At 72.8% G+C, this 15,800-nt stretch carries 15 protein-coding genes; 7 read left to right on the forward strand and 8 right to left on the reverse strand.

Annotated features, from left to right (window positions below):
* Window positions 1–185: 185 nt before the first annotated feature.
* From IF47_RS0108705 to IF47_RS0108735, 7 genes are all read right to left on the reverse strand, one after another.
* Entirely contained in the window at window positions 186–1,004 is an 819-nt protein-coding gene (locus IF47_RS0108705; RefSeq protein ID WP_031507821.1) for an ABC transporter ATP-binding protein, read from the reverse strand.
* Entirely contained in the window at window positions 991–1,938 is a 948-nt protein-coding gene (locus IF47_RS0108710) for an ABC transporter permease (protein ID WP_031507822.1), read from the reverse strand. Before IF47_RS0108710 ends, IF47_RS0108705 begins: the two co-directional genes overlap by 14 nt.
* A 108-nt stretch (window positions 1,939–2,046) precedes the next feature.
* Window positions 2,047–2,970, reverse strand: coding sequence for a glycosyltransferase family 2 protein (locus tag IF47_RS0108715; RefSeq protein WP_211257176.1), 924 nt, complete (start codon window positions 2,968–2,970; stop codon window positions 2,047–2,049).
* A 66-nt stretch (window positions 2,971–3,036) separates the two neighbouring features.
* On the reverse strand, window positions 3,037–3,831 hold the full coding sequence (locus IF47_RS0108720) for a CDP-alcohol phosphatidyltransferase family protein (protein WP_078591663.1): 795 nt from the start codon (window positions 3,829–3,831) through the stop codon (window positions 3,037–3,039).
* Complete coding sequence (locus IF47_RS0108725) at window positions 3,800–4,870, reverse strand: iron-containing alcohol dehydrogenase family protein (protein WP_031507827.1); 1,071 nt, start codon at window positions 4,868–4,870, stop codon at window positions 3,800–3,802. The genes IF47_RS0108720 and IF47_RS0108725 overlap by 32 nt, the downstream gene beginning before the upstream one ends.
* Entirely contained in the window at window positions 4,858–5,607 is a 750-nt protein-coding gene (locus IF47_RS0108730) for a phosphocholine cytidylyltransferase family protein (RefSeq protein WP_031507829.1), read from the reverse strand. Before IF47_RS0108730 ends, IF47_RS0108725 begins: the two co-directional genes overlap by 13 nt.
* A complete protein-coding gene (locus tag IF47_RS0108735; RefSeq protein ID WP_031507830.1) occupies window positions 5,604–7,496 on the reverse strand; it encodes a DUF5941 domain-containing protein in 1,893 nt (630 codons plus the stop codon). The genes IF47_RS0108730 and IF47_RS0108735 overlap by 4 nt, the downstream gene beginning before the upstream one ends.
* Before the next feature lie 269 nt (window positions 7,497–7,765).
* Here IF47_RS0108735 and galE point away from each other — a divergent pair, with 269 nt between their 5' ends.
* The 3 genes from galE (at window position 7,766) to idi (ending at window position 10,498) form a co-directional block, all read left to right on the forward strand.
* Complete coding sequence (gene galE / locus IF47_RS0108740; RefSeq protein WP_031507831.1) at window positions 7,766–8,746, forward strand: UDP-glucose 4-epimerase GalE; 981 nt, start codon at window positions 7,766–7,768, stop codon at window positions 8,744–8,746.
* 127 nt (window positions 8,747–8,873) lie between these two features.
* Window positions 8,874–9,809, forward strand: coding sequence for a cation diffusion facilitator family transporter (locus IF47_RS0108745; protein ID WP_031507833.1), 936 nt, complete (start codon window positions 8,874–8,876; stop codon window positions 9,807–9,809).
* Window positions 9,810–9,937: 128 nt separating this feature from the next.
* Window positions 9,938–10,498: an isopentenyl-diphosphate Delta-isomerase gene (idi, locus tag IF47_RS0108750; RefSeq protein ID WP_031507835.1), complete on the forward strand. Its 561-nt coding sequence runs from the start codon at window positions 9,938–9,940 to the stop codon at window positions 10,496–10,498.
* Here the strand turns inward: idi and IF47_RS0108755 are convergent.
* Window positions 10,484–11,002, reverse strand: coding sequence for an ATP-binding protein (locus tag IF47_RS0108755; RefSeq protein ID WP_037732264.1), 519 nt, complete (start codon window positions 11,000–11,002; stop codon window positions 10,484–10,486). The genes idi and IF47_RS0108755 overlap by 15 nt on opposite strands.
* 284 nt (window positions 11,003–11,286) lie before the next feature.
* Between IF47_RS0108755 and IF47_RS0108760 the strand changes: the two genes are divergently transcribed.
* The 4 genes from IF47_RS0108760 (at window position 11,287) to IF47_RS0108770 (ending at window position 15,664) form a co-directional block, all read left to right on the forward strand.
* Entirely contained in the window at window positions 11,287–12,066 is a 780-nt protein-coding gene (locus IF47_RS0108760; RefSeq protein WP_031507838.1) for an enoyl-CoA hydratase/isomerase family protein, read from the forward strand.
* A gap of 10 nt (window positions 12,067–12,076) precedes the next feature.
* Window positions 12,077–12,940, forward strand: a complete 864-nt coding sequence (locus IF47_RS0108765; protein WP_031507839.1) for an SCO6745 family protein — start codon at window positions 12,077–12,079, stop codon at window positions 12,938–12,940.
* An 85-nt stretch (window positions 12,941–13,025) separates the two neighbouring features.
* Window positions 13,026–13,151 carry an LPFR motif small protein gene (locus IF47_RS31885; RefSeq protein WP_281179458.1) on the forward strand — a complete coding sequence of 42 codons (126 nt, stop codon included), beginning with the start codon at window positions 13,026–13,028 and terminating at the stop codon, window positions 13,149–13,151.
* 98 nt (window positions 13,152–13,249) lie between these two features.
* On the forward strand, window positions 13,250–15,664 hold the full coding sequence (locus IF47_RS0108770; RefSeq protein WP_051717273.1) for a Tex family protein: 2,415 nt from the start codon (window positions 13,250–13,252) through the stop codon (window positions 15,662–15,664).
* Window positions 15,665–15,800 lie beyond the last annotated feature (136 nt).

Raw genomic sequence — 15,800 nt, forward strand, 5'->3', positions numbered from 1 at the left:
GCGGACGCCCCGCTGCTCGGCCGTCCGGGGCACTGCCGCCCGGCGCGCCGATCACCGGCTCCGGCCCAGCTTACGTCGTGCTCCGGCGGCCCTCCGCCCGGGTCCGACGGACGAGAGGGGACGGCCCTCACCACCCGGTCCCGGGTGGTGAGGGCCGTCCCCTCCGTCGCCGCGCCGCCGCGCGGCTACTTGCGGGTGAACTCCTCGTACTCCTTGAGCACCTCGTCCGTCGGACCGTCCATCCGCAGCACCCCGTGCTCCAGCCACAGCACCCGGTTGCAGGTGTCCCGGATCGACTTGTTGTTGTGGCTGACGAGGAAGACCGTCCCGGCCTCCTTGCGCAGTTCGCGGATGCGGGCCTCCGAGCGCTTCTGGAACTTCTTGTCGCCCGTCGCCAGCGCCTCGTCGATCATCAGCACGTCGTGGTCCTTGGCGGCGGCGATGGAGAACCGCAGGCGGGCCGCCATGCCGGAGGAGTACGTGCGCATCGGCAGGCTGATGAAGTCGCCCTTCTCGTTGATGCCGGAGAAGTCGACGATGTCCTGGTAGCGCTCCTCGATCTGGTCCTTGGTCATGCCCATCGCCAGGCCGCCCAGTATGACGTTGCGCTCGCCGGTCAGGTCGTTCATCAGCGCCGCGTTGACGCCCAGCAGCGAGGGCTGCCCGTCGGTGTAGACCTTGCCCCGCTCGACGGGCAGCAGCCCCGCGATGGCGCGCAGCAGGGTCGACTTGCCCGAGCCGTTGGAGCCGATCAGGCCGATCGCCTCGCCGCGGTAGGCGGTGAAGCTCACGCCCTTCACCGCGTGCACCTCGCGCACGTTCCCGCCCGGCCTGCGGCGGATGATCCGGTTGAGGGCCGCGGTGGCGCTGCCCCTGCCCCGGGCGCCGCCGTAGACGCGGTAGACGATGTGCACGTCGTCGGCGATCACGGTCGGGCGGCGCTCGCCCTCCCCCGCCGACGCGGCCGTGGCGTTCTTCTCCGGGCTCTTCTCAGCCACGGCCATAACGCTCCTCCGCCTTCCAGAAGAATACGAAACCGCCGAACCCGATCAGGACTGCCCAGCCCACGGCGAGCGCCCACCCGTACGGCGGGAGGTCGGAAACGGTGTACCCGTCGATGAGCGCGAAGCGCATGAGGTCCATGTAGACGGCCGCCGGGTTGGCCTGGGCCACGCTCACCAGCCACTCCGGGGCGCCGGCCCGCTCCCTGAGCATGTACTCCAGGGAGAACATCACGCCGGACGCGTACATCCAGGTCCGCATCACGAAGGGCATCAGTTGGGCCAGGTCCGGGGTCTTGCTCCCCAGCCGGGCCATGACCATCGCCAGCCCGGTGTTGAAGAGCAGTTGCATCGCCAGGATCGGCGCCACCAGCAGCCAGGTCCAGTCCGGGAAGTGCCCGAAACCGAGGAGGATGACCGCCAGGACGATCATCGAGTACAGCAGTTGTTGGAGCTGCTGCAGCGAGAAGGAGATCGGCAGGGCGGCGCGCGGGAAGTGCAGGGCGCGCACCAGCCCCAGGTTCCCGGAGATGGAGCGGACCCCGGAGAGGACCGAGGTCTGGGTGAAGGTGAACACGAAGACGCCCGTGACCAGGAACGGGACGTAGTTCTCCCTGCCGCCCGGCACTCCCTCACGGCCGCCCAGCAGGACGCCGAAGACGAAGAAGTACACCGCCGCGTTCAGCAGCGGTGTGGCGACCTGCCACAGTTGGCCGAGTTTGGCCTGGCTGTACTGCGCCACGAGCTTGGCCCGGGAGAAGGCGAGGATGAAGTGCCGCCGCGCCCAGAGCCGGCGGACGTACTCCACCAGGGAGGGCCGCGCCCCGCTCGCCGTCAGACCGTACTTGGCGGCGAGCTCGGCCGGGGACAGGCCGTCGTCGGGGGAACGCGGGGGCTCGCTCGTCGCGATCGCACCGTCGTGCGTTGTCTCGCTCACGTTGAAACTTTCGTCCTCACAGTGCACAAGCCGGGATGGGGATGAGTACAGCGGGACCCCGGTCCCTGTCAGCCGGACCCGATGCCCTCGAAACAGAGCTTGTCAGATTCAGATGACGGGAGGGCGACCGAGTCTGGTCAGACGCCACACCGTACGCCACTTCATGGGTCGGCGTGGACCGCAGGGAGTGGTCCAGCCCTCCTTGAAGCCGCCCATCCAGGCGCGCAGCGCGGGCCGCGAGGGCCTCCTCAGGAGCGTCAGCAGCAACCAGACGCCCAGGTAGAGGGGGACGAGGGGGAGGGGGAGGTTGCGGCGGGCCAACCACACCCGGTTGCGGGCGACCATCCGGTGGTAGACCGCGTGGCGGCTGGGGAGGGTGGTGGGGTGGTGGAGCACCATGTCCGAGCGGTAGTCGATCATCCACCCGGCGTCCAGTGCCCGCCACGCCAGGTCGGTCTCCTCGTGGGCGTAGAAGAACTCGTCCGGCAGCCCGCCGACCTCCTGGAAGACCTTGGTGCGCACGGCGTTGGCGCCTCCGAGGAAGGTCGTCACGCGCGAGGAGCGCAGCGGGTCCGACGCCCGCAGTCTGGGCACGTGGCGGCGCTGGGTGGCGCCGGTGACCGGGTCGGCGATGCGGAAGCTGACGATGCCCAGCCTCGGATCGGCCGCGAACGCCCGCCGGACCAGCTCGGCGGTGTCGGTGTTGGGCAGCAGCCCGTCGTCGTCGAGGAAGAGCAGGACGTCCACCTCGCGCCCGCCGGGTCCGAACGCCTCGATCCCGACGTTGCGGCCGCCGGGGATGCCCAGGTTCTCCGGCAGCTCCACGGTCCGCACGCCGTCGGGCAGCTCGGGCAGCGGGGCGCCGTTGCCGACGACCACGACCTGGATGGGATCGCCGTCCTGCTTGGCGACCGAGTCCAGCAGGGCGCGCAGCTCCTCGGGGCGGTTGCCCATGGTCAGGATGACCGCGCCCAGGGTCAGGGGCTTGTCCTCCCCGCCGTCCGTGCCGTCCGTGCCGTCCGTGTCCGTCATCTCACTCACCGTCCCTCGCACCGCCGCTCGCCGACGCTCCCCGGCCCCGGCCCCGCGCCGTCCACGTCACCGCAGCCTGCTCGACGCCAGGATGGACACCAGGTGCAGCAGCGTCTGCACCACGGCGATCGCCGCCAGGACGGCGACACCCAGACGGGTGAAGAAGAGGTCGCCGCGCACCGTGTCCGCCACGGCCACCGCCAGGATCACCAGGGACGCCTCGACCCCGCCGACCAGCCGGTGGAACTTCAGCGCCGCCGCCGCCCGGCGGGCCAGCGCCAGCTTGGCGGAGCGGGGAACCGCCGCCTCCTCCTTGACCGCGGGCAGGCCGCTGCGGGAGCGTGCCACGTCCACCAGGTCCGTCTCGGCCTTGATCAGGATCGCGCCCAGCGCGGCCACGGTTCCCAGGAAGGCCCACATCCAGTTCACCGAGGCGCCCTCGACGCGGAAGACGTCCGCCGCCCGCAGGCCGAAGCCGACCAGGAGGGCGGCCTCGGCCAGGTAGTGGCCCACCCGGTCCAGGTAGACACCGGTGATGGACGTCTGCTTGCGCCAGCGGGCGACCTCGCCGTCCACACAGTCCAGCAACAGGTAGAGCTGGATGAGGAGGGCGGCGACGATCGCCCCGACCGGGCCCGGCACCAGCAGCGCCGCGCCGGCGGCCACACCCGCGACGACCATCAGGTGGGTGAGCTGGTTGGGCGTTATCCGGGTGTTCACCAGGTGCCGGGTCCAGCGCAGCGAGATCTCCCGCATGTACAGGCGCCCGGCCCAGTGCTCACCGCTCCGCCGGTCCTTCACCCCCACGGGGTGGACGACCGGGCGGAGTTCAGCCACCGATGGCTTTGACAGCTTTGACATAGTCGGCGTACGCGTCCCTGATCTGGTCGGTGGACAGGTCCAGGTGCTCGATGATCGTGTAGCGCCCGGGCCGGGTCTGCGGCGCGTACTCCACCACCTTGACGAACTCGTCCTCGCTGAAGCCGATCTCGCCGGGCAGCACGGGCAGGCCGTGCCGGCGCAGCACCTGGACCATCAGCTCCGTCTGCTCCTCCGCGCCCCGCAGGTGCATCGCGAAGGCGGCGCCGAGCCCGCACTGCTCGCCGTGCGCGGCGGCGCGCTTGGGGTAGAGCAGGTCGAAGGCGTGGTTGATCTCGTGGCAGGCGCCCGAGGCGGGGCGGCTGTCGCCGGCCACCGACATGGAGATGCCGGTCAGCACCAGCCCCTCGGCCAGCACGGTGAGGAACTCGTCGTCGCCGCAGCCGCCCGGGTGGCGCAGCACCGCCTCGCCGGCCTGGCGGGCCATGGCGGCGGCCAGGCCGTCGATCTGCTCGCCGGTCACCCGGTGGGACAGCTCCCAGTCGGCGACGGCGGAGATGTTGGAGATCACGTCCCCGACGCCCGAGCGGATGAAGCGGATCGGGGCCTCGCGGATGACGTCGAGGTCGATGACGATCGCGATCGGGTTCGGCACGCCGTACGAGCCGCGTCCGGCGTCGTTGTCGAGCGTGGCGACCGGGGAGCACAGCCCGTCGTGGCTGAGGTTCGTGGCGACGGCGACCAGCGGCAGGCCGACGCGCGCCGCGGCGAACTTGGCGCAGTCGATGATCTTGCCGCCGCCCATGCCGACGACCGCGTCGTAACGGCCGGACTTGATGCCGTCGGCGAGCTTGATGGCGTCGTCCAGGGTGCCGCCGCCGACCTCGTACCAGTCGGCCCCCGGCAGGGCGGGGGCGAACCGCTCGCGCAGTGCCGCCCCCGAGCCGCCGCTGATGGCGATCGCGAGCTTGCCGGAGGCCGAGATGCGCTGGTCGACGAGGAGGCCCGCCAGGCCGTCCAGCGCGCCGGGCCTGATGTCGACGACGACCGGCGACGGAATGAGTCGGGTCAGTACCGGCACGCGATCTCCCGCGCCTTGTTCAGGTCGTCGTGGTTGTCGATCTCGACCCAGCTCACCTCGCCGATCGGGGCGACGTCGACGGTGAGGCCGCGGTCCACCATCTCCTGGTAGCCGTCCTCGTAGTACAACTGCGGGTCGCGCTCGTAGGTGGCCTTCAGGGCGTCGGCCAGGTCGACGGCCGCCTCGCCCTCGATGAGGGTCACGCCGATGTACTCGCCGGTGGCGTCGGCGGGGTCCATCAGCTTGGTGATCCGCCGCACGCCCTTGCCGGGCTCGGCGACGACCTTCATCTCCTCGTCGGCGAGCTTCTTGACCGTGTCGAGGGCGAGGATGATCCTGCGGCCCTCCCCGCGGGCGTCCAGCAGCGTCCGCTCCACGGAGACGGGGTGGACGGTGTCGCCGTTGGCGAGGATCACGCCCTCCTTGATGACCTCGCGGGCGCACCACAGGGAGTAGGCGTTGTTCCACTCCTCGGCCTTGTCGTTCTCCACCAGGTGGAGGGTGACGCCGTACTTCTTCTCCAGGGCGGCCTTGCGCTCGTACACGGCCTCCTTGCGGTATCCCACGACCACGGCGACGTCGGTCAGGCCGACCTCGCGGAAGTTGCCGAGGGTGAGGTCGAGCACGGTCGTGGTGCCCTCGCCGTCCGGGTCCACCGGCACCAGTGCCTTGGGGAGGGTGTCGGTGTAGGGACGCAGACGCCGTCCGGCGCCGGCGGCCAGCACGAGGCCGATCATGCGGGTTCTCCTGTTTCGTCGTGTACGGCGGGTGCTTGCGAGGACACCCAGAAACGGACGCTCTCGGCGAGCACCGTGAGCGCCAGGGCCCCGGCCAGGACCGTGAGCGCGATCGTGAAGCCCTGGCTCCCGGCCCAGAGGGCGGCGGCGGTCGTGACCACCAGGACGCGTCCCTCGTGTCCGCCGATCGCCCGCACCAACCAGTGCGGAGGGGCTCCGGTGCCACCGCGGATGCGGTACACCGTGTCGTAGTGATGGTAGGCGACCGCCGCGACCAGCCCGAACGCGGCGGGCAGGGCCCCGTTCGTCTCCGATCGGGCGGCCAGCACCAGGATCGTGGTGTACTCCGCCGCGCGGAAGAGGGGCGGCACCAGCCAGTCCAGCGCGCCCCCCAGGGGGCGGGCGACGGCTGCCGAGGCCAGGACGGCGTACACCGCCGCGCCCACGATCGGCCACGGGCTTCCCACGGGCGTCCACAGCGCGCAGGCCACCGGAACGGCCGAGCCCACCAGGGCGAGGGCCGGCGCGGCGAACGGGGGCCGTCGCACGCCCCGGAACACGACGGACAGGCCCTCGGCGAGGGCACCGGAGTCGGCCAGCTCGGCCAGGGCCCGGGTGGCCCGGTCGGTGCGCCTCCCCTTGCGGGCGAGCGAGCGCAGCACCCGTCCGGCGGTGGTGTAGCAGGCGGCGAACGCGCAGCCGATCAGCAGCACGACGAAGGTGGTGCGGGGGGTGGTGAGCGCGGTGAGGACGGCGATGAGCGCCCAGCGCTCGCCGATGGGCAGCACGATCATGCGGCGGGCCCAGACCGTCCAACCGACGCGGTCGAGCCGTCCGGAGAGGGCGGCGGTGGGGCCGGCGTTGCCGGTCGCCCCGTCCTCGTGCCGGTCGGCCTCGTTGAAGGAGAAGTCCACCACGTGGCGGCAGGTCTGGAGCACCATCGCGCCCAGGGCCAGGGCCCACACGTCGTCGCCGCCGCGGGCCGCGCCGAGCGCCAGGCCCGCGTAGTAGGCGTACTCCTTGACGCGGTCGAAGGTGGCGTCCAGCCAGGCGCCGAGCGTGGAGTACTTCAGCGAGTAGCGGGCGAGCTGCCCGTCGGCGCAGTCCAGCACGAACGAGGCGATCAGCAGCACCCCGGCGGCCACGAAGCCGCCTCGGGTGCCGGTGGCGGCGCAGGCCGCGGCGATCAGCGCGGTGAGCAGCGAGGCGGTCGTCACCTGGTTGGGGGTGAGTCCGCGCCGGGCGCACCAGCGGGCGACGTAACGGGAGTAGGGGCTGATGAAGAAGGTGGTGAAGAAACCGTCACGGGACTTCACGGCCGAGCGCAGCCGCACGTTCTCCTCGTCCACGGCCGCCACGGCCCGCCGGGCCTCCTCCCGTGCCGCCTCGTCGGCGGGCACGCCGGCGACGAGCACCCCCAGCTCGGGCCGGTGGACGGCGGGGGCGTCCGCGTCCCGCTCCAGGGCGGCGGCCACCCGGTCGGGCAGGGTGGCGGGTTCCGGGACCGCCGGCGCGGCGACGTCGGCTGTGGCGGTGTCGGCGGCGGCGCCTCGTTCGGCGGTGACCGGCGCGTTCTCCCGCGGCGCGGCGGCCACCGCGGTCGCCACGGCCCGGGCCAGGGCGGCGCGGGCCTCGGGGCGGGCCGTGAGGGCGCCCGGCACGGCGGCGGCGGGGAAGCGGGGGTCGGTCAGGGCCAGCCGCAGGCTGTGCCGGTGGCCGACGAAGCGGGGGTCGACGAGGGCGACGCGTTCACCCGCCGGGACGGCGGCCAGCTCCGCCTCCACCCCGGCGGCGTCGGACGCCACCCGCACGTCGAAGCCCAGCGACCGCAGATCGCCCTCCAGGGGCGCCCCCGCGACCGGTGGACCGGTGAGAATGGCGGTCGACAAGAACGAACTCACTCCTTGGAAGCCGTGCTGTCCGCGGCGCGGTCCGTACGGGCGGCATCCGGGCAGCGGTCACCGTGCGCCATCGCCCGTTCGGGGCGGGCGGCACGTGGCCAGAGGTTATCGGATCGGCGGAAGCGGCAGTTCACCGCGGATTCACCGGAGAGGGGTTGCACCGCCGTCGCACCCGTCGCGCCCGTCGCACAGCATCGTCGATCGCGGCGGCCCGCACAAGAACCGGGGCCGTCCACGGCAGTGGCTAGGCTGCGGGCATGACATGGCTGGTCACAGGTGGAGCGGGATACATCGGCGCGCACGTGGTGTGGGCCCTGACCGGGGCCGGAGAGCGGGTCGTCGTGCTGGACGACCTCTCCGGCGGCGTGCCGGAGCGGCTCCCGTCCGACGTGCCGTTGGTGCGGGGCACGGTGCGCGACCGTGCCGTGCTCGACCGCGTGATCGTCGATCACGGTGTCGCCGGTGTGGTCCACCTGGCGGCGAAGAAGCAGGTCGGCGAGTCCATGGAGCGGCCGCTGGAGTACTACCGGGAGAACGTGCACGGTCTGACGGTGCTGCTGGAGGCGGTGGTCGCGGCGGGAGTGCGGCGCTTCCTCTTCTCCTCCTCCGCCGCCGTCTACGGTGTGCCGGAGGAGGACCCGGTCACGGAGGACACCCCGTGCCGCCCGATCAACCCCTATGGCGAGACCAAGCTCGCGGGCGAGTGGCTGGTGCGCTCCGCCGGGCGGGCGCACGGACTGTCCACCGCGTGCCTGCGCTACTTCAACGTGGCGGGGGCGGCCCGGCCGGAGCTGGCCGACACAGGTGTGTCCAATGTCATCCCGATGTTCTTCGACGCCCTCACCCGCGGCGAGCCCCCGCGGATCTTCGGTGACGACTACCCCACGCCCGACGGCACCTGCGTCCGCGACTACATCCACGTGGCGGACCTGGCCGACGCCCATCTGGCCGTCGCCCGCCGATTGACGGAGCTCCCGGCCGGCGAGGACCTGACCGTGAACGTCGGGACCGGTCGGGGCGTGTCCGTGCGGGAGCTGGCCGATCTGGTCGCCGAGGTCACCGGCATCCACGAGCCCGCGCCGCTGGTCGTCGCCCGCCGTCCGGGCGATCCGGCCGGGGTGGTGGCCTCGGCCGAGCGGATCGGCGCGGAGCTGGGCTGGTCTCCCCGGCACGGGGTACGTCGAATGGTGGCCTCGGCATGGGAGGGCTGGCGCCTGCGTCGCCCCGAGGCCCGCTGAGACCGGCCGAGAAGACGCAGGTCACAGGGGATGACAACGGTGTTCAGTGCCGCGTTGCCCCATACCCCCCTCCCGTAGTTCACTGAGATCGTCCGCCGATCGACCACGACTGACGGAGGCATCGACCATGGGCGCAGGGCACAACCACGGCGGACCGCCTCCCGGCGGTCCGGGCACGGCGGCGGCCGCGTACCGGGGACGGCTGCGTGCCGCCCTGGTCATCGCGATCGTGCTGTTGCTCGCCGAGTCCGTGGGCGCCGCCCTGACCGGTTCGCTGGCGCTGTTGGCGGACGCCGGTCACGTGGCGACCGACGTGGTGGGGGTCGGGATGGCGCTGCTGGCGATCCACGTCGCCAACCGGCCCGGCAGCGAGCGCCGCACCTTCGGCTTCGCCCGGGTCGAGATCCTCGCCGCGCTGCTCAACTGCGTGCTGCTGCTCGGGGTGGGCGGCTACATCCTGGTGGAGGCCCTGGACCGGCTGCGTCATCCGCAGGAGGTCCCCGGCGGGCTGACGGTCCTGTTCGGTGTGGTCGGTCTGGCCCTCAACGGCCTGTCCATGCTGCTGCTGATGAAGGGGCAGCGGGAGAGCCTGAACGTGCGCGGCGCCTTCCTGGAGGTGGCGGCGGACGCCCTGGGCTCCCTCGCCGTGATCATCGCCGCGCTGGTGATCGTGGTGACCGGCTGGGAGGGGGCCGACGCCATCGCCTCGCTGCTGATCGCGGTGCTGATCGTGCCGCGCACGGTGAAGCTGGCGCGCGAGGCGATCGACGTCCTGTTGGAGGCCGCGCCCCGGCACGTGGACATGGCCCGGGTGCGGGAGCACATCCTGGACGTGCCGGGCGTGGAGGACGTCCACGACCTGCACGTGTGGACGATCACCTCCGGCATGCCGGTGCTCTCCGCGCACGTGGTGGTCGACCGGGAGGAGCTGGAGTCGGCCGGCCACGACAGGATCCTGCACGACCTCCGGAACTGTCTGGACCGGCACTTCGACGTCGAGCACTGCACCTTCCAGCTCGAACCCCGCGGTCACGCGGCGTACGAGAGCGGGTTGTGCCACTGAGGAGGTCGGCCGGTCCCCGCTCCGGCCCCGGCCGGCGCGCGACGTCCGGCGGTGTGGGGCACACTGGGACGGAAAAAGTCGGAACATCGGAGGGGTTCCGTTCCGACACATTCTGACGAAGGGCGGACATGACGAACGGCACGGCGGACCCGATCATGCTCGAACTGGTCGACGAGAACGGCGCGACCGTCGGGACCGCGGAGAAGCTGTCCGCCCATCAGGCCCCGGGCCGCCTGCACCGGGCCTTCTCCGTCTTCCTCTTCGACGACATGGGCCGGTTGCTGCTCCAGCGCCGGGCGCTGGGGAAGTACCACTCCCCCGGCGTGTGGTCCAACACCTGCTGCGGCCACCCCTACCCCGGTGAGACGCCCTTCGCCGCCGCCGCGCGCCGGGTGGGCGAGGAGTTGGGCGTGGCGCCCTGGCTGATGCGGGAGGCGGGCACGGTGCGCTACAACCACCCGGACCCGGTCTCCGGCCTGGTCGAGCAGGAGTACAACCACCTCTTCGCGGGGCTGGTGCGGGACACCCCGCGCCCGGACCCGGAGGAGATCGCCGAGACGGCGTTCGTGACGCCCGAGGAGCTGACCAAGCGGCACGAGGAGGAGCCGTTCTCGGCCTGGTTCACGACGGTGCTGGACGCGGCGCGCGCGGGCATCCGCGAGGTGGCCGGGGTCTCAGCCGGCTGGTGACGTCGGCCACAGGGGCAGGACGGCCCGGACCACCTTGCCGCCGGACGCGGTCTGCAGGACCTCGCAGCTCCCGCCCGCCTCGGCGACGATGGCCGTGACCAGGAGCAGGCCGCGTCCCCCGGTGTGCTCCCGGTCCGGGTCGGCGGCCAGTGCCGAGGGCCGGTAGGGGTGGCCGTCCTCGACCCCGATCCACACCCGGTCCGCGCCGACGACGACCTCCACCCCGATCTCCGTCGAGAGCAGGGCGGCGTGCCGCACGGCGTTGGTGACCAGTTCCGAGAGGATCAGCAGCAGGCTGTGGAGCAGTTCCTCGGAGAGGGGGACGCCTCCGCGTCTCAGGAGGTCGCGCACGGTGTGGCGTGCCCGGGGCACCGAGGAGTCCCGCACCGGGGCTGTGAACCGCCACGTGCCCTCGTACGGTCGTGGCCTCACCGCCGGTCCGTCCGGGGCCGCCGTCGGCGCCCGCCCGCTCGGCTCGGGGAAGGTGTCCCCACGGATCTCCATCTGCCCGCACCCCGCTTCCGGCTCGTCCGCCGCGTGTCCTCCGGCCCGGACCGGGCCGGTCGCTCCGTCGAGTGTTGGGCGGTGGGACGGACCGTCCGGCGGGGTGACTGCAAGTCGGCACTTATCGATGGCAATTGACAGAAGACTTACGCGCCGTTCGCACCGGTGACCGACCCTGCGCGATCGTTTCTGCGGCCCCGGGGAGGCCCGTCCCTCGGCTTCCCCCGGAGCCTCCGGTGTCCCCCGAAGTCCCCCGGTGTGCCCCCGGTCGTTACGATCCGAGCATGTCCCAGCGCACCGAGCCGGCCGTGCTCGCCACCGTCGAGGACGGTGTCGCCACCCTCACCATCCGCAATCCGAGCAAACGGAACGCGATGACACCGGAGATGTGGCGCCGGGTGCCCACCCTGCTGGAGCGGCTCGCGGCCGATCCCGAGGTGGGGGTCCTCGTCCTCACCGGCGAGGGGGACACCTTCTGCGCGGGCGCCGACATCGGCTCGCTGCGGGCCCGCGACGAGGACTCCCGGGGCCTGGCGGTGGCCGCCGAGGAGGCCCTGGCGGCCTTCCCCCGCCCCACTCTGGCGGCCGTGCGCGGCCACTGTGTGGGAGGCGGCTGTCAGCTCGCCGTCGCCTGCGACCTGCGGTTCGCCGCCGAGGGAGCCCTCTTCGGGATCACCCCGGCGAGGCTCGGCATCGTCTACGCGGCCTCCAGCACCCGACGGTTGGCGTCCCTGGTCGGTCCGGCCACCGCCAAGTACCTGTTGTTCTCCGGCGAGCTGATCGACACCGAGCGCGCCCTGCGCACCGGCCTGGTCGACGAGGTGCACCCGGCCGGGGAACTCGACGGACGGGTGGCGGAGTTCGCGCGTCTGCTGCTCTCGCGCTCGCGGCTCACCCAGGCCGCGGCCAAGGAGTTCGCCGCCGGCGCGGACGTCCCGCCGGACCCGGAGCGGATCGCGTACTGGGACCGCGTGGCGCGGGAGAGCGACGAGGCCGCCGAGGGGGTCTCCGCCTTCCTGGAACGGCGTCCCCCGGTCTTCACCTGGCCCCTTACCGGCGAGTAGCGTGCCGGGCATGACCTCGCTTCCCACACGTGCCGGACGGCGCTGCCACAACGTCCTCAATCCCCTGCACTCGGCCCTGTACTTCGCCCCCGACCTGCCTCGGGAGCTCGCCCCCTACGGCATCGAGGACCCCTCCGCGGTCTACTTCGCCGCCCGCGCCGCGGCGCTCGGCCGGGTCGGCCCGGGGGTCGTCACCGCCACCTTCCACAACTTCCACCACGACCTCGTCGCCCGCCACCTGCCGGGCGTGTGGGAGCTGGCCTCCCCCGAGACCGTGCTCGCCGCGCGGCTGCGGGCCGTCGACTCCATGCTGCGGCGGCTGCTGGGCGAGGAGGCGGTGGCCTCGAAGGAGATGGCCGAGGCCGCCGAGTTGGCGCTGCGCGCCGCGGAGGGGTGCGTCCGCCCCGGCCGTCCGCTGTACGCCGCGCACGCCGACCTCCCCGTGCCCGAGGCCCCGCACCTGGCCCTGTGGCACGCGGCCACGCTGCTGCGCGAACACCGCGGCGACGCCCACGTGGCCCTCCTCCAGCGCGCCGGGCTGGACCCGCTGGAGGCGCTGGTCAGCCACACCGCCAGTGGCCGGGGCATGTCCCCGACGTGGGTGCTCGCCACCCGCGGCTACCGCCGGCGGGACTGGGAGGAGGCCCAGGAGCGGCTGCGCGGGCGCGGACTGCTCGATGCCGAGGGCGAGTTGACCGAGGCCGGGGTGGCCCTGCGCAAGGAGCTGGAGGAGGAGACCGACCGGCTCGACCGCCCCCCGTACGAGCACCTGGGCGCGGCGGGCACCCTGCGGCTGACCGAGCTGTGCGGCGCCTTCACCACCGCCGCGCTCGGCGCGGGCGCCTTCCCCGACGGTCTGTTCGGCAAGGACTGAGCGGCCCGGGGCGGGTATCGGGCGGGCCGGAATCGAAACGAACCGGGTTGGTTTGTCCGGGTCGTCGGCGGTCATCCGTTATGACATGTTCAAAGCCATAGCAGACGCCCTCCGTACCGTCGGCGGCGCCATCGCGACCGTGGTGACGCTGCCCTTCCGTCTCCTGGCCCGTCTCTTCGGCGGAGCTTCACGCGCCGGTCGCCGCGTCTGACCGGCCGCCCGTCGGTGCCGCCTGTAACAATGCGGGCTACCGGGGGAACACCCAGCACCGAGAAGGCGGAACGGATCGTGACACAGTCCATCGGAGAGATGCCCGTCGAGGGCGCGGCCGGCGAGACGACCGGCGCGGCGTCCGTCGAGGGCAGGATCGCCGAGGAACTCGGCGTACGGGAACGGCAGGTCAGGGCCGCCGTCGACTTGCTCGACGGCGGCTCGTCCGTGCCGTTCATCGCGCGCTACCGCAAGGAGGCCACCGGCGGCCTCGACGACGCACAGTTGCGCACCCTCGAGGAGCGGCTGCGCTACCTGCGGGAGCTGGAGGAGCGGCGGACGGCGATCCTGGAGTCCGTGCGCTCCCAGGGCAAGCTCGATGCCGAGTTGGAGGCCCGGATCCGCGCCGCCGACTCCAAGGCCCGCCTGGAGGACATCTACCTGCCCTACAAGCCCAAGCGGCGCACCAAGGCGCAGATCGCCCGCGAGGCGGGCCTGGAGCCGCTGGCCGACGGCCTCCTGAACGACCCGACCGTGGAACCGACCACCGCCGCGGCGGCGTTCGTGGACCCGGACAAGGGCGTCGCGGACGCCTCCGCCGCGCTGGACGGCGCGCGGGCGATCCTCACCGAACGCTTCGGCGAGGACGCCGACCTCATCGGCGAACTGCGCGAGACGATGTGGCGGCGCGGCCGGTTGGTCTCCAGGGTGCGGGAGGGCAAGGAGGAGCAGGGCGCCAAGTTCGCCGACTACTTCGACTTCGCCGAGCCCCTCGTCGAACTCCCCTCGCACCGGGTGCTGGCGATGTTCCGGGGCGAGAAGGAGGAGATCCTCGACCTCACCATGGACCCGGAGCCGGAGGGCGCCGAGGAGAGCGCGCCCGCCGGCCCGTCCGAGTACGAGCGCGCCATCGCCCGCCGGTTCGGCATCGAGGACCGCGGCCGTCCCGCCGACAAGTGGCTGGCCGACACCGTGCGCTGGGCCTGGCGGACCCGCGTCCTGGTGCACCTGGGCATCGACCTGCGGCTGCGGCTGCGCACGGCCGCCGAGGACGACGCGGTCGCCGTGTTCGCCGCCAACCTGCGCGACCTGCTGCTGGCCGCCCCGGCCGGCACCCGCGCCACGATGGGCCTGGACCCGGGCTACCGCACGGGCGTGAAGGTGGCCGTCGTCGACGCCACCGGCAAGGTCGCCGCCACCGACACCATCCACCCGCACGTCCCCCAGAACCGCTGGAAGGAGTCGCTGGCGACCCTGGCGCGGCTGGCGAAGGAGCACCGGGTCGAACTGATCGCCATCGGCAACGGCACCGCCTCCCGGGAGACGGACAGGCTGGCCGCCGAACTGTGCGCGGCACACCCGGAGTTGAAGCTCACCAAGGTGATGGTCTCCGAGGCGGGCGCCTCGGTGTACTCCGCCTCGGCCTTCGCCTCCCGCGAACTGCCGGACCTGGACGTCTCGCTGCGCGGCGCGGTCTCCATCGCCCGGCGCCTCCAGGACCCGCTGGCCGAACTGGTCAAGATCGACCCCAAGTCGATCGGCGTCGGCCAGTACCAGCACGACGTGTCCGAGGTGAAGCTGTCGCGCTCGCTGGACGCGGTCGTCGAGGACTGTGTGAACGGCGTCGGCGTGGACGTCAACACCGCCTCGGCGCCGCTGCTGTCGCGGGTGTCGGGCATCGGTCCGGGGCTGGCCGAGAACATCGTCGCCCACCGTGACGCCAACGGCCCCTTCCGCAGCCGCAAGGCGCTGCGGGACGTCCCGCGGCTGGGCCCCAAGGCGTACGAGCAGTGCGCGGGCTTCCTGCGCATCCGCGGCGGCGACGACCCGCTGGACGCCTCCGCCGTGCACCCCGAGGCGTACCCGGTGGTGCGCCGGATGGTGAAGGCGACGGGCGAGGAGGTGGCGGCGCTCATCGGCAACACCACGGTGCTGCGCACGCTGCGGCCCAAGGACTTCGTGGACGACACCTTCGGTCTGCCCACGGTCACCGACATCCTCAAGGAGTTGGAGAAGCCCGGCCGCGACCCGCGCCCGGCCTTCCGCACGGCCACCTTCCGGGAGGACGTGGAGAAGATCGGCGACCTGTCCCCGGGGATGGTCCTGGAGGGCGTGGTGACCAACGTCGCCGCGTTCGGCGCCTTCGTGGACATCGGCGTCCACCAGGACGGCCTGGTCCACGTCTCGGCGATGTCGAGGACCTTCGTGAAGGACCCGCGCGACGTGGCCAAGCCGGGCGACATCGTGAAGGTCAAGGTGCTGGACGTGGACGTACAGCGCAAGCGGATCTCGCTGACGATGCGGCTGGACGACGACGCCCGTCCGGCGGCCGGCGGCGATCGGGGCGCCCGCCCGGCGCGTGAGCGGCGCGGTGCCGCCCCGCGCCAGCGTCAGGGCGAACGGCAGGGGGGCGACCGGCGGGGCGGCGGCCGGGGCCGTGAGGCCGCGCCGGTCAACAGCGAGATGGCCGAGGCGCTGCGCCGCGCGGGCCTGCTCGGCTCCGGCGGTCGCTGAGGCGACGCCGGCCGGTCGCACCGGCCGGCGGAGCGTGGTGGGGACGGCGCCGGGCGCCGTCCCCACCGGCGTTCCGGGCGCCCGTCACCACGGCCCGTCCGGCTCGGGGCCCGCGGCCACCGCCCGCGCCCGCGGG

The sequence above is a fragment of the Streptomyces megasporus genome (genome assembly GCF_000718985.1).
Lineage (GTDB): Bacteria > Actinomycetota > Actinomycetes > Streptomycetales > Streptomycetaceae > Streptomyces > Streptomyces megasporus.